This is a genomic window from Megasphaera intestinihominis (genome assembly GCF_040096415.1).
GTDB lineage: Bacteria > Bacillota > Negativicutes > Veillonellales > Megasphaeraceae > Megasphaera > Megasphaera intestinihominis.
In genome coordinates, this window is the sequence record NZ_JBBMEU010000021.1 from 1 (window position 1) to 13,941 (window position 13,941).

Here is a 13,941-nt window from a genome sequence, read left to right on the forward strand (position 1 = left end):
ATACATGACAGGTGATGCAGGAAAACACGCACATATATCAGCATACGTTATGCTCACATAGTCATAGCGGGCTTGCCGCGTGCAAGCCCCTACGAATCATGGTGTATACGCCATACATGACGGACTCGGACTCAGTAGGGGCGCCCGTTCGGAATAATGGCATATCCATCATACATGACAGGTGATGCAGGAAAACACGCACATATATTAGTATACGTTATGCTCACATAGTCATAGCGGGCTTGCCACGTGCAAGCCCCTACGGTGTAGTCCGCAAGGCTGCGGACAATTAACTGCTGACCGCTAACTGTCTCGGATTGTGGATATGCTACTAAATCCCCTCTAGTCTTTCACCAGCAGAACGTCTATAATAGAAACAGCAAAATGACAAAGGTGGTAATAATATGACTGAATCTGAAATCCGCGATGCCGTTAGGGAAGCCGCGAAACTGGCTAAGGCATCGAATCCGCTGACGCCGTCTATTACGAATACGGTGACCATTAATTTCGTTGCCAATGCCCAGCTGGCTGTCGGCGGCTCGGCGGCTATGGTATATTTACCGGACGAAGGCGTCAGTATGGCCAAGGCCGGCGCATCTATGTATATTAACGTAGGGACGTTGTTCCCGATTTATGCGGAAACACTGCCAAAAACGGCAGCCGTACTCCATGAAGAAGGCAAACCCTGGGTCCTGGATCCCGTGGCCATTGGCATGGGGCAAATGCGGACGGACCTTTTGACGACCTTCAAGGTCTATAAACCGTCTATTATCCGGGGCAACGCCTCTGAAATCATTGCCTTGGCCGGATTATGGGGCTTAGAAGGCGGTTCTGATACTTCGGACGTTCGCGGTGTCGATTCTACCGATTCTGTTCGTTCTGCCGCTCCGGCTGCCGTCGCTGTAGCCCGCTGGACTGGCGGAGCCGTAGCCATTTCGGGAGAAGAAGATTTGATTACCGATGGCCGGCAGCTCGTCTTTTCCCAGGGCGGTTCGGAAATGATGCCCTGCATTACCGGGACAGGCTGTTCCCTTGGCGGTGTCATGGCTGTCTATGCAGCCGTAGCAGATCCGTTCATCGCCGCCATTACCGGCTCTGCCGTCTATAACCTGGCCGGTACACGGGCCGCAGCTCATGCCAAAGGGACAGGTTCTTTCCAGACGGATTTCATCGACGAACTCTATGTGGCAACGCCCGATGCGATTGCCCAGAACCCATTGACTGTAGAGGAGGCATAATATCATGAATACCTTAATTGCTGTAGCTATTGCCCCGTGCGGGACTGGCGATGAATTCGCTCCGTATGTCGCTGAAATCGTGCGTATTATCCGGGAATCAGGCTTACCGAACCGGACCAATTCCATGTTCACCGAAATCGAAGGCGAATGGGACGATGTCATGGCAGTCGTCAAAAAAGCGACGCAATACCTGACGGACCAGGGTCTGCGGGCTGAAGTCGTCTTGAAAGCCGATATCCGACCGGGCTATACGAATATGATGAACAATAAAACCAAGGCCGTAGAAGATATATTGAAAAAATAACTTGACAATATCGCTCCATCGTAGTATACTGACATAGTCAGTTGACGCATGGAGTGATACTCAAGAGGCTGAAGAGGACGGTTTGCTAAATCGTTAGAGGTCGTAAGGCCTGCGAGAGTTCGAATCTCTCTCACTCCGCCAGATTACTGGACAGAGAGCACCTAGGAAAATTTTCTGGGTGCTCTTTTTTTGCCATGAATGTGGATTGTACAAAAAAACAAAATTTGGTACAATGAGGCAAAATGGGTATCATCAAAGAATGCCAGTGAAAAGATTACGACCCTGCATAATGATTTTGGAATTGATTTGACACAAGAAGGATAGGAAAAAGGCAGAAAACCTTTAAATTAAAAAACATCCGCTAACCACTAACTGCTAGCCGCTAACAACCTTAAAGGGCTTGTCGTTGTGTGACAAGCTTTTTTTAAGCTACGCAGGAACCTGTTTTTTTGGTACAATATTCGTGGAATCTTATTTTCACGAGGTGTCTGACATGGATATAAAATATTATGATATTGGGCTCAATTTATTTACCCGGTCTTTTCTTAAACCGGAAAAAATCATTGCCGATGCGGCGGCGGACGGTATCTGCTGTATCCTGACTGGGTCAGAGGCCCGGGAGAACCGTCTGGTCAATCAGTTTGTCCGCCATCACACGGCTTTTGGCACGGCCGGTATCCATCCTCACGTGGTTGATGAAGCGACGGAGGCGGATTTGGAGGAAATCCGGCGCATCATCACGACGAATCCGAAAGTCGTCGCTGTCGGTGAAACGGGTCTTGATTACGACCGCATGTATTCTAAGAAAGAGAACCAGCTCCACTTTTTTAAAGCCCTCATTGCCATGGCAGAAGAATTAGGTAAGCCCATGTTCCTTCATGAACGGGACGCAGCTGATGACTTCCTGGCTTGTTTCAAGGGGCATGAAGGGCTTTGCCCGCAATCGGTCGTCCACTGTTATACGGGCGACAAGAAGACGCTGGAAAAGATGCTCGATTTGGGTTTTTATATCGGTATTACCGGCTGGATCTGCGATGAACGGCGGGCGGCTCCCTTACGCGATGCTGTATCCATCCTGCCTTTGGACCGGGTCCTCATCGAAACGGATGCACCGTACCTGACGCCGCGGGGCTTCCACCTGCCCCGGACCAATGTGCCCAACAATATCACCTATGTGGCACAGACCCTGGCCGGGTATATGGGCGTATCTGTCGAAGAATTGACAGCTCATGCCAAAGCAAATACAGAAAGACTTTTCAAAATACAGCCATAATGCAAGGGCCTTTCTCTTTATAGTTATAGTACGGAGTTTGTAGGGGTCGCCCGTGGGCGACCCGTTAGGGATTTGGATGTCTTTCCTAGCAAGCTGATTGGGAAATCGTACATATTCCAGAGAGGCTGCCTCACGCGGTCGCCCCTACAAGAAAAGGATTTGTCGCACGTGCGACAAATCCTTTTTTTATGTCTCATACAGTCTCTTGCGGCCCGCCCTTTTTTGCTGGTATAATAAACTTGATGGACTATGCATTGAATTTATTTTTTGCCCTGTAAAGGAGGGTTTTTTATGAATATTGCGCAATATACGAAAGCGGCCTCTCTGGAAGAAGCGTGGGAGCTTAACCAGAAACGGTCCGCTGTCGTCCTCGGCGGCTGCTGCTGGCTCCGCTTGTCGCCGCAGCGGCGCATTGCCCAGGCTATCGATTTGTCGGCGCTGGGGCTGGACCAGATCGAAGAAGGGGAGGACTCTTTCCGCCTGGGTGCTATGGTTACGTTAGGGCAGCTCGAAGGCCACGATGGGCTGGCTGCTTTCACTCAAGGCGCCATGAAGGAAGCGGTCCGCCATATCGTCGGGACCCAGTTCCGCAATATGGCGACGGTCGGCGGCAGTATCAGCGGGCGCTTCGGCTTTTCCGACATCTGGACGCTGTTCCTGGCCCTGGATGCCCAGGTCGAATTGTACAAGGGCGGTATCGTCAGCCTGGCCGATTTCGGTCAGACCGGGCCGGGGAAAGACATCGTGACTCACATCATCATCCCGAAAAAGGCCTGCCAGACGGCGTATGATTCGCTGCGCCTCAATGAAACGGACTTCCCTGTCATCGCCGTGGCCGTATCGGCTGACGCAGAAAACGTGCGCTGTGCCATCGGCGCCCGCCCGGCCCGGGCAGAAGTCGTCCGTCTGCCGGCAGCTGATGTGCGTCGCCAGGGCTTGGAAGGGGCTGCCAAACAAATTGCCCATTCCATGACTTATGAAAGCAATATGCGCGGTTCCGCCGATTACCGCCAGGATATGGCTGTCGTCCTCTGCCGGCGCTTATTGGCAAAAGTTCTGGGAGGTGACCAGTGATGACCATTACGTATTGGCTGAACGGCAAGAAGGCGACGGCTGACGTCGCGCCGGGCCTGATGCTCTATGATTTTCTCCGCAGCCAGGGCTGTTACAGCGTCAAATGCGGCTGTGAAACGACGAACTGCGGCCTCTGTACGGTCTGGGTCGACGATGTGCCTATGTTGTCGTGTGCCCTGCTGGCTGTCCGCATCGACGGCCGCCATGTGACGACCCTCGAAGGTTTGCAGGATGAAGCCAAAGAATTCGCTTTCTATATGGGCCGCGAAGGCGCCGACCAGTGTGGCTTCTGCAATCCGGGTTTCGTCATGAACGTCCTGGCCATGGTCCGCAAGCTGGATGCGCCGACAGAAGATGAAATCAAGGAATTCCTGTCAGGAAATCTCTGCCGCTGCACGGGCTACGTGAGCCATATGCGGGCTATCAAGGCCTATTTCAAAGCCAAGGGGAAGGAGGTCCGGGCATAATGGAATACAAAGCTATCAATCACGTTGTCGCCAAGAAGGATTCTCAGGCTCTGGTCACGGGCCAGCCGGTCTATACGGATGATCTGCGGCCCAAGGACTGTCTCATCGTCAAGGCCCTGCGCAGTCCCCATGCCAGAGCCATCGTCAAGAAGGTGAATAAGAGCGCTGCCGAAAAGGTGCCGGGCATCGTCTGCATCGTCACGGCTGAAGACGTGCCTCAGTCGCGTTTCACCATTGCCGGTCAGACCTATCCGGAACTGAGCCCGTATGACCGCCTTATCCTGGATAAGCAGATCCGCTTCGTCGGCGATCCCGTCGCCCTCGTCGCCGGTACGAATGAAGACGCCGTCGACAAGGCCCTCCGCGTCCTCCGCGTTGAATACGAAGTCCAGGAACCGCTCCTCGATTTCACCAAAGCTCTGGACAACGATATCGTCGTCCATCCCGAAGACAACTGGAAGCCCCTCGTCGATGTCGGCGGCGACAACAAGCGCAATCTCGTCGCCCAGGCCTGTGACGAACACGGCGACGTCGATGCCGTCCTGGCTTCGTCGGACGTCGTCATCGACAGGACCTATCATACGCGTCAGAATCAGCAGGGCGCTATGGAAACGTTCCGGGCCTATGCCTATAAGGACGCCTTCGGCCGCCTGACCATCGTCAGCTCGACGCAGGTCCCGTTCCACGTCCGCCGCGTCGTCGCCAACGCCCTGGAAATCCCGAAATCGAAGATCCGCGTCATCAAGCCGCGTATCGGCGGCGGTTTTGGCTCCAAGCAGACTGTCGTCATGGAAGTCTACCCTGCTTATATCGCCTGGCTGACGGGCAAGCCGGCGTATATGATCTACAGTCGGGAAGAATCCATGACCGTATCGACGCCGCGTCATGAATCGCAGATCCGCGTCGTCCTCGGCGCCAGCAAAGACGGCCATATCCGCGGCATTTTCCTCGATTCCCTGTGGAATGCCGGCGCTTATGGCGAACACACGCCGACGACGGTCACCTTGTCAGGCCATAAGTCGATTCCTTTATACAATGCAGCCGAAGCCTTCCGCTTCAGCTATACCTGCGTCTATACCAATACCATTGCGGCCGGCGCTTATCGCGGTTACGGTGCGACTCAGGGGCTGTTCGCCCTGGAAACGGCCGTCAACGAACTGGCTGCGGCTCTGCACATGAGCCCTGTCGCCCTGCGCCTGAAGAACATGGTCCGCCAGGGGCAGGTCCTGCCGGCCTATTTCAATGAAACGGCCTTGAGCTGTACGCTGGATAAATGCCTGGAACGGGTCGTCCAGATGTCAGGCTGGAAGGACGACTGCCCGCGCCAGGTCCTGTCCAACGGCCATATCCGGGCCATCGGCATTGCAACGGCCATGCAGGGGTCGAGCATTTCCAATGTCGACGTCGCTTCGGTCACCATCAAGGTCAATGACGACGGCTTCTATTCCCTCAATATCGGAGCTACCGATATGGGGACGGGCTGCGATACTATCCTGGCCCAGATTGCCGCAGAATGTCTCATGTGCCCTGTCGACAATGTCGTCACCTATGGCGTCGATACGGATACATCGCCGTACGACAGCGGATCCTATGCGTCGTCGACGACATACCTCACGGGCAATGCCGTCGTCAAGACCTGCCAGAGCCTGATACAGCGCATGAAAGAACGGGCAGCTGTCAAGCTCGGCGCAGCTAACGTTGACGATTTGGAATTCGACGGCAAAGCCATTACTGACTTGTCTACTGGCAAGAAAATCACCCTCAAGGACTTGGGCAATGACGCCATGTTCATGAATGACATCGCCCTGGAAGCGACAGAATCGTGTTATTCGCCGACCAGTCCGCCGCCGTATATGGCCGGTGCGGCAACGGTCGACGTCGACCCGGAAACGGGGCACATCTCCCTGGTGCAGTATGACGCCGTCGTCGACTGCGGTACGGTCATCAATCCGGCCCTGGCCAAAGTCCAGACCGAAGGGGGCATCGTCCAGGCCATCGGCATGGCCCTGACCGAAAATATCCAGTATACGCCGTCGGGCCGCCTGCAGAATAACTCCTTCATGCAGTACCGTATGCCGACGCGCATGGACCTGGGCCAGATCAACGTCGAATTTGAACCGAGCTATGAACCGAACGGGCCTTTCGGCGCCAAGTCCATCGGCGAACTGGTCATCGACTCGCCGGCACCGGCCATTGCCCACGCCATCTATAACGCTACGGGCATCTGGCTACGCGACCTGCCCATGACCGCCGAAAAACTCTACAAGGCTATGCAACTGTAGGGGCCGCCCAAAGGGCGGCCCGCAGGTCGCAGGTCTCAGTCCGCATCCGCAATGCAGGAGCCGTCCGGTACGGCCTGCCCTGGCTCCCTTTATAGGGGAGCTGTCAGCAATGCTGACTGAGAGGTTGCTTTTTCTCAGAAATTTCAATGAAAAAGGGCTATCGTATTAAGTGTTTTTGCTTAATGCGATAGCCCCTTTTTATGTATTCGGGTGTAGTCGGAGTGCATTATCCCCGTCATTCGAGGCGGGCCGCCTTGACAGGACGGCCCCTACATACGGTCCAAGGGACCGTTGCGGTCTGCGTTATCCCCATCATTCAGGGCGGGCCGCCTTAGCAGGACGGTCCCTGCGGGTACGGTCCATAAGACCGTTGCGACCTGCGACCTGCGTCAGGTGCACCGCACCTGACTATCATTTTACAATCATGACGGGCAGGCCCGAATGGGTCGTGATGTAGCGGCTGACGCTGCCCAGGAGAATCGAGGTCAGGCCGCTGCGGCCGCGGCTGCCCATGATGAGCAGGTCCGAACCGTCTTTTTCGGCTTTTTTGAGGATTGTCGGGCCCGGACGGCCGATGTTGGCGACGAAGTGGATGTCGACGCCGCCTTTATGGTCGGCAATGGCGGCCTTGCACAGGGCAAAGACGCGGTCGGCACTCTGGCGCAGGCGGTCGGTCAAGTCTTCGAGGCCGCGTTTTTTCTGGTCCAGTGCTGTTTCTTCGGCGATGAGGTCGCGCATGTTGGCGACGTGGAAGACCGTGACCGATGCGCCGTCGGCTTTGGCGAATTCTACGGCGTAGCGGACGGCTTTCAGTGATTCTTCCGAGCCGTCAACCGGGACGAGGATGCGCCGGTACGGTCCTTCTTTCTTATTGTGCGCCAGGAGGACCGGGCATTTGGCATGGGCCAGGACGTAAGTACTGGCACTGCCCAGGAGCTGTTCCGACAGGGAATGGCTGCCCCGGCGGCCCATGACGATGAGGTCGGCGTCGCATTTGTCGGCTTCGCTGAGGATGCCGATTTCCGGCGTACTGACCAGCTGGACCGTGTGGACCGTCAGGTTTTCCGGAACGGCGTCCATGGCTTTTTCCAGGACGTAGCCGCTCTTATCCTTGGCCAGTTTGGTCAGGTCCTTGACTTTTTCATCGGTCATGTCTTCAAAGACATCGAAGCTGTCCAGGACGGCATCGGCATTGGTGATATTGACGATGGTCAATTCGGCACTATATGCGTTAGCAATGTCGATGGCATGTTGCAAGGCGTTGCGCGACGGCTGGGAACCGTCAATAGGAACTAAGATGTTTTTCATGATACATACCCCCTTTTATTGGAACTATTTTTCCAGTGAGCTGTTGATGCGGACACCGCTCATGAAGGGCATGACCGGCTTGGTGTCTTCCTGTACCGGTTCGCGGATGCCCTCAAAAGTCGTCGTCAGCATCAGTTTCAGGCGGTTTGTCTGATTGACCGAGCTGGCACTGGGATCATAGTCGATAGCGACGATATTCGTTTCCGGGAAGGCGGCTTTCAAGGTCTTGATCATGCCTTTGCCCGTAACGTGGTTCGGCAGGCAGGCCCAGGGCTGGAGGCAGACGATGTTCTTGGCGCCGCGGTGGATGAGGTCGATCATATCCCCCGTGAGGAACCAGCCTTCACCGGCTTCATGGCCCAGGGACAAGTATTTCTTCGCTTCGTCAGCGATGTCGTAAATGGATGTGATCGGGTCGAAATGGCGGCTCTTGGCGACGGCCTGTTCGTAAGGCTTGCGGTACCATTCCAAGAGGCGGACGGCAGTCTTGCTGAGGAAGGAATCCTTCCAGCTGCCCGACAGGTATTTATGGCGGAACTGGTTGTCCAGCTGGCCGTAGAGGAAGAAGTCTGCCAGGCCGGAGACGATGATTTCGCCGCCTTCTTCTTCAATCATGCGGACGATGTGGTTATTGGCGATGGGGTGGAACTTGACGTAGATTTCACCGACCAGGCCGATGCGCGGCTTCATGGTTTCACTCATGTCGATGTGGTCGAATTCGTCGATGAGGTCTCGGATATTTCTCTTGAACGATTTGAAATCGGCCTTCTTCAGCTGTTCGGCGCATTTCTTCTGCCACTTGTGGAAGAGGGCTTCGGCTGTCCCCTTGACCTTTTCATAAGGCCGCGTGCGGTAGAGGACCTGCTGCAGGGCGTCGCCGTAGATCATGCCCATGACCAGGCGATGCCAGAAGCCGATGCCGGGCTGGAAGCCGGGCTGCTTGTTCATGCCCTTGAGGTTCAGCGACAAGATGGCGACCTGGGACATGTTGGCGTCGTTCAGGGCCTTGCGGATCATGCCAATGTAGTTCGTCGCCCGGCAGCAGCCGCCGGTCTGGGAAATCATGACTGTCGTGTGGTCCAGGTCGTATTTGCCCGATTTGAGGGCCGTAATGATCTGGCCCAGGCTCATGATGGCCGGATAGCAGGCGTCGTTGTGGATATAGGCCAGGCCCGTGTCGATGGCCTTCTGGCCCTGGTGGGGCAGGAGTTCGACGCGGTAGCCTTCGTGTTCAAAGGCGGCGCTGAACAAGGGGAAATGAATCGGTGTCATCGACGGAGCCAGGATGACGTTCTGCTTGGCGTCTTCCTTGGTGAAAATCGTCTTTTCGTAAGAATACGGTTCGACGACGTGATCTTCTTTGGGACGGTGATTCATGACAAAGAGCAGTGAGCGCAGGCGGATGCGGATGGCACCCAGGTTGGAGCCTTCGTCGATCTTGAGCAGTGTATGGATCTTGTGGCCGTGGGCCAGGATGTCCTGGACCTGGTCGGCGACGATGGCGTCAAGGCCGCAGCCAAAGGAATTGAGTTCGACCAGTTCCAGGTTCGGATGCTGTGTGATGTACTGGGCAGCCCGGTAGATACGCGAATGGTAGGACCACTGGTCGACGACGCGCAGGTGGCCCGGGAACTGGCCCAGGGGAGCGACGCCGTCTTCGGTGAGGACGGCCAGGCCTAGGATGTTGATGAGTTCCGGGATGCCGTGGTTGATTTCCGGGTCGATGTGGTACGGACGGCCGCAGAGGACGATGGCCCGCTGGCCCGTCTTTTCCAGGTTATCCAGGATTTTTTTGGTAATGTCGTATATCTTCTGTTTATATGCTTCTTCTTCATCCCAGGCGGCAGCGGCAGCGGCTTTGACTTCGTGAGCCGGCAGGTTCCAGGCCTTCAATTCTTCGGCCAGGCGTTTGCCGATGCGTTTCTTGTCATGGAGGGGCAGGAAGGGGCAGAGGTAGGGCGTATTGGTTTCGGCCAGGCGTTCGCCCATGTTGTTGCGGATGACTTCGGGATAGCTCATGACCATGGGGCAGTTGAAGGTATTGTCCTTGCTGCCTTCGCTGGGGCCGTTCTGGATGCACGGATAGAAGATGCGATCGACGCCCTTTTCCAGTAGGTTCTCGATGTGGCCGTGGACCAGTTTGGCCGGGTAGCAGGCCGAGTCCGACGGGACCGTGTCCATGGCCTTTTCAAACAGGGCCTTCGACGACGGGTCCGAGAGGACGACGGTGTAGCCGAGTTTGGTGAAGAACGTGAACCAGAAGGGATAGTCTTCGTACATATTGAGGACCCGCGGGATACCGACGGTGCCGCGCGGCGCATTTTCTACGGGCTTATAGCCGAAGAGCAAGTTATATTTGACCTTGTACATGTTGGGCAGAGGCTTCTTGCGGGCTGCTGTCGAGCCGGCGGCGCCGCGTTCACAGCGGTTGCCCGTGATGAAGGAACGGCCGTCGTTGAAGGTGTTGACCGTCAGCAGGCAGTTGTTGGTGCACAAGCCGCAGTGGCGGATGGACGTCGTGACCTGCAATTCTTCCAGGGCTTTCGGGCTGACGATGGTCGATTTGGCATGGTCTTCGTGGTAGGCCGTGCGGCAGATGAGGCCCATGCCGAAGGCCCCCATGAGGCCGGAAATGGCCGGGCGGATGACGTGGCGGCCCAGGAGTTTTTCAAATGCCCGCAGGACGGCGTCGTTGTAGAAAGTACCGCCCTGGACGACGATGTGCTTTCCTAATTTGGCCGGATCTTTGACTTTGATGACTTTATAAAGGGCATTCTTGATGACCGAATAGGAAAGGCCGGCGGAAATGTCGGCCAGCGTGGCCCCTTCTTTCTGGGCCTGCTTGACTTTGGAGTTCATGAAGACCGTGCAGCGCGAGCCCAGGTCAATGGGGCTCTTGGCCAGCAGGGCGGCCTGGGAGAAGTCCTGGATGGACATTTTCAGGGATTTGGCAAAGGTATCCAGAAAGGAACCGCAGCCCGACGAGCAGGCTTCGTTGAGCAGGATATCTTCGATATGACCATCTTTGATGCGGCTGCATTTCATGTCCTGGCCGCCGATATCGAGGAGGAAGTCGACGTCCGGGCAGAAGTGGGACGCTGCCTGATAGTGGGCAATGGTTTCGACTTCGCCCAGGTCGAGGTGCAGCGCTTCTTTGAGCAGCGATTCGCCGTAGCCCGTGATGCCGGCCTTGGCGATGAAGGCCTTTTCCGGCAGGCGGCGGTAGACTTCAGCGACGATTTTCTTGGCTGCCGCCAAGGGGCTGCCTTCGTTGTTCTGATAGTGCGAATAGAGGATCTTCATGTCTTCGCTGAGGACGACGGCTTTAATCGTCGTCGAGCCGGCGTCGATGCCCAGGTAGCACGGGCCGCTGTAGGTGGTGATGTCCGCCTGGGGGACGGTATGCTGGCTGTGGCGGGCCCGGAATTCGTCGAGCTCAGCCTGATTGTTGAACAGCGGTTCGACGCGGTCCGATTTGGCCAGCGTCGATTCGTCGACGCTCTTCAGCTGGCCCATGAGGTTCATGAAGGACACGGGTTTCGTGTCTATACTGCCCAGGGCGGCGCCGATGGCCACGTAGACCTGGGCGTTTTCCGGGGCGATGACCTGTTCCGGCGTCAAGTGGAGCGTCTTGGCGAACTGTTCCCGAAGCTGGGACAAGTAGGTCAGCGGGCCGCCGAGGAAGCAGACTGTCCCCTTGATGGGGCGGCCGCAGGCCAGGCCGGTGATGGTCTGGAAGACGATGGACTGGAAGACCGACGCCGCGACGTTTTCCTTGCTGGCCCCTTCGTTGAGCAGAGCCTGGATGTCGGTCTTGGCGAAGACGCCGCAGCGGGCGGCGATGGGGTAAATTGTGTCGGCTTTCTTGGCCATTTCATTGAGGCCGCCGGCATCGGTGTCGAGGAGGGTCGCCATCTGGTCGATGAAGGCCCCGGTCCCGCCGGCGCAGTTGCCGTTCATGCGGTGTTCGTTGCCGCCGGTCAGATAGGTGATCTTCGCATCTTCACCGCCGAGTTCGATGATGACGTCCGACTGGGGATAATACGTGCGGACGGCTTTGGTACCGGCGATGACTTCCTGCAAAAAGGGGATGTGCAGGTAGTCTGCCAGGGCGATGCCGCCAGAGCCGGTGATGGCCATGGTGATTTGACGGTCGCCAAAGATTTCATAGGCGTTTTGCAGTAAATCCCAGACTTTTTGGCGTATATCCGTATAGTGGCGGACATAGCATGCGTGGAGGCACTGTTTGGCATGATTGAGGACGGCGATTTTTACCGTCGTCGAGCCGATGTCAATGCCGATATGTAAGAGATTTTTCATGTTTTGTCACCCTATCGGTTTACCAACCGATTCTTTCTTATAAATTTCTATATGATAAAGACTATATATAAAGAGTCTACTTTATATTGTACCATATTCCTCTTATTCTGTAAGGGGTGGGGCAGAGGATTTTTTTACGACCCAAAATGAGTTACGACAAATGGTGGTAAATATGGTAGAATAAAAGTGTCAATGTCTTAATGAAAACTATACTTTATATGATAAAGGAGCCTTGTCATGAGAAAATTCGTAACGGAACATCAGTCCCCCTACCTGGATTTGACGACGGAAGTGTCGGATATCCTCTACCGCGGCCATTCACAGTTCCAGGATATCATCGTCGCCGATTCTAAGGAATTCGGCCGTATGCTCGTCCTGGACGGCGTTTTCCAGACGTCCATCAAAGATGAATTCATGTACCATGAAAGCATCGTCCACATCCCCATGTTCCTCCATCCCAATCCCAAGAAAGTCCTCATCATCGGCGGCGGCGATGGCGGCGCTGCCCGGGAAGCCGTCCGCCATCCGGAAGTCGAATCGGTCACCATGGTCGACATCGACGGCAAGGTCATCGAATTATCCAAGCAGTATTTCCCGGAAATCGCCAAGGCCATGATCGAAGGCGACCCGAAACTGACTGTCAAAGTCGGCGACGGCATCGCGTTCATGCGGGAAGCAGAAAATTACTACGACGTCATCATCGTCGACTGCTCGGACCCTGTTGGTCCCGGCGAAGGCCTGTTCTCGTATGATTTCTACAAGGATACCTTCAGGGCCCTCAAAGACGACGGCCTCTTCGTACAGCAGACCGAATCGCCGTTCATGCACCGCAAGCTGGTCAAGGATATCTTCGACTGCGTGTCGGACATCTTCCCCATCACCCGCCTGTACACGGCCTTCATCCCCCTCTATCCGTCAGGCATGCACTGCTTCACCATGGGCTCGAAGAAATACGATCCCCTTACGTGGCAGCCGAACCGTAAACGGACCTTCCCGACGCGGTACTATAACGAAGGCATCCAGCAGAGCGCCTTCGTCCTGCCGAATTTCGTCAAAGATTTATTGTACGGTGAAAAAGAACGCTAAAAAAGTTTGAAAAAGTGCTTGACTTTGTGAGCGACTCGTGGTAAGATTATCTACGTTGACGGCGCTAATGCAGCGCGGCCGACGCAGATAATCTAATATGGCGGGTATGGTGAAGTGGTTAACACGGCGGATTGTGGCTCCGTTACGCTAGGGTTCGAATCCCTATACTCGCCCCATAGGGGTATAGCCAAGTGGTAAGGCACCGGACTTTGACTCCGCTATGCGCTGGTTCGAATCCAGCTACCCCTGCCAGCCATGATTCATTAGCTCAGCTGGTAGAGCACCTGACTTTTAATCAGGGTGTCCCGAGTTCGAATCTCGGATGGATCACCAGTTAAAAAAGCTGTCGCTTTTGCGACAGCTTTTTTGTGTTTGAAGTTTGTAGTTTTTAGTTTGTAGTGGATGGTTAAAAATTTAAAACCATCTGCTGCAAACTGCAAACTCCGAACTACAAACTATAAGATAAAAGGGACTACGCATAATGACATAAGCCTTTATGCGATAGTCCCTTGTTTACGTTCTGATGGAGAAATAGCGAGCAGCCAGCGTCAGCCGCCCGCTGGGACGGCCCCTACAAATGCGGTCCATG

At 55.2% G+C, this 13,941-nt stretch carries 9 protein-coding genes and 4 tRNA genes; 11 read left to right on the forward strand and 2 right to left on the reverse strand.

Going from position 1 to position 13,941, the window contains the following annotated elements:
* The first annotated feature begins 404 nt into the window (after positions 1 to 404).
* The 7 genes from thiM to WMO23_RS04815 all read left to right on the forward strand — a co-directional run bounded on the left by thiM (position 405) and on the right by WMO23_RS04815 (position 6,638).
* Complete coding sequence (thiM, locus tag WMO23_RS04785; RefSeq protein ID WP_296820994.1) at positions 405 to 1,238, forward strand: hydroxyethylthiazole kinase; 834 nt, start codon at positions 405 to 407, stop codon at positions 1,236 to 1,238.
* Positions 1,239 to 1,242: 4 nt separating this feature from the next.
* Positions 1,243 to 1,542 carry an MTH1187 family thiamine-binding protein gene (locus WMO23_RS04790; RefSeq protein WP_014015147.1) on the forward strand — a complete coding sequence of 100 codons (300 nt, stop codon included), beginning with the start codon at positions 1,243 to 1,245 and terminating at the stop codon, positions 1,540 to 1,542.
* A 50-nt stretch (positions 1,543 to 1,592) separates the two neighbouring features.
* A tRNA-Ser gene (locus WMO23_RS04795) sits at positions 1,593 to 1,683 on the forward strand.
* Between the two features lie 352 nt (positions 1,684 to 2,035).
* Positions 2,036 to 2,815, forward strand: a complete 780-nt coding sequence (locus WMO23_RS04800; protein WP_349173375.1) for a TatD family hydrolase — start codon at positions 2,036 to 2,038, stop codon at positions 2,813 to 2,815.
* A 291-nt stretch (positions 2,816 to 3,106) separates the two neighbouring features.
* A complete protein-coding gene (locus tag WMO23_RS04805; RefSeq protein ID WP_292106954.1) occupies positions 3,107 to 3,889 on the forward strand; it encodes an FAD binding domain-containing protein in 783 nt (260 codons plus the stop codon).
* Positions 3,889 to 4,356 carry a (2Fe-2S)-binding protein gene (locus WMO23_RS04810; protein ID WP_349173377.1) on the forward strand — a complete coding sequence of 156 codons (468 nt, stop codon included), beginning with the start codon at positions 3,889 to 3,891 and terminating at the stop codon, positions 4,354 to 4,356. The genes WMO23_RS04805 and WMO23_RS04810 overlap by 1 nt, the downstream gene beginning before the upstream one ends.
* Entirely contained in the window at positions 4,356 to 6,638 is a 2,283-nt protein-coding gene (locus WMO23_RS04815; protein ID WP_020311520.1) for a xanthine dehydrogenase family protein molybdopterin-binding subunit, read from the forward strand. Before WMO23_RS04810 ends, WMO23_RS04815 begins: the two co-directional genes overlap by 1 nt.
* A gap of 411 nt (positions 6,639 to 7,049) precedes the next feature.
* On the opposite strand, the gene WMO23_RS04820 is transcribed toward WMO23_RS04815, so the two are convergent.
* Positions 7,050 to 7,946, reverse strand: coding sequence for a universal stress protein (locus WMO23_RS04820; protein WP_301877479.1), 897 nt, complete (start codon positions 7,944 to 7,946; stop codon positions 7,050 to 7,052).
* Between the two features lie 24 nt (positions 7,947 to 7,970).
* Positions 7,971 to 12,266 (reverse strand): 2-hydroxyacyl-CoA dehydratase, encoded by a 4,296-nt coding sequence (locus tag WMO23_RS04825; protein WP_296820996.1) that lies wholly within the window; start codon positions 12,264 to 12,266, stop codon positions 7,971 to 7,973.
* A gap of 237 nt (positions 12,267 to 12,503) precedes the next feature.
* Here WMO23_RS04825 and speE point away from each other — a divergent pair, with 237 nt between their 5' ends.
* From speE to WMO23_RS04845, 4 genes are all read left to right on the forward strand, one after another.
* Positions 12,504 to 13,352 (forward strand): polyamine aminopropyltransferase, encoded by an 849-nt coding sequence (speE, locus tag WMO23_RS04830; RefSeq protein ID WP_020311523.1) that lies wholly within the window; start codon positions 12,504 to 12,506, stop codon positions 13,350 to 13,352.
* A 100-nt stretch (positions 13,353 to 13,452) separates the two neighbouring features.
* Positions 13,453 to 13,528, forward strand: a tRNA-His gene (locus WMO23_RS04835).
* A gap of 1 nt (position 13,529) precedes the next feature.
* Positions 13,530 to 13,604 (forward strand) — tRNA-Gln (locus tag WMO23_RS04840).
* Positions 13,605 to 13,609: 5 nt separating this feature from the next.
* Positions 13,610 to 13,685 (forward strand) — tRNA-Lys (locus WMO23_RS04845).
* The last annotated feature ends 256 nt before the right edge of the window (positions 13,686 to 13,941 follow it).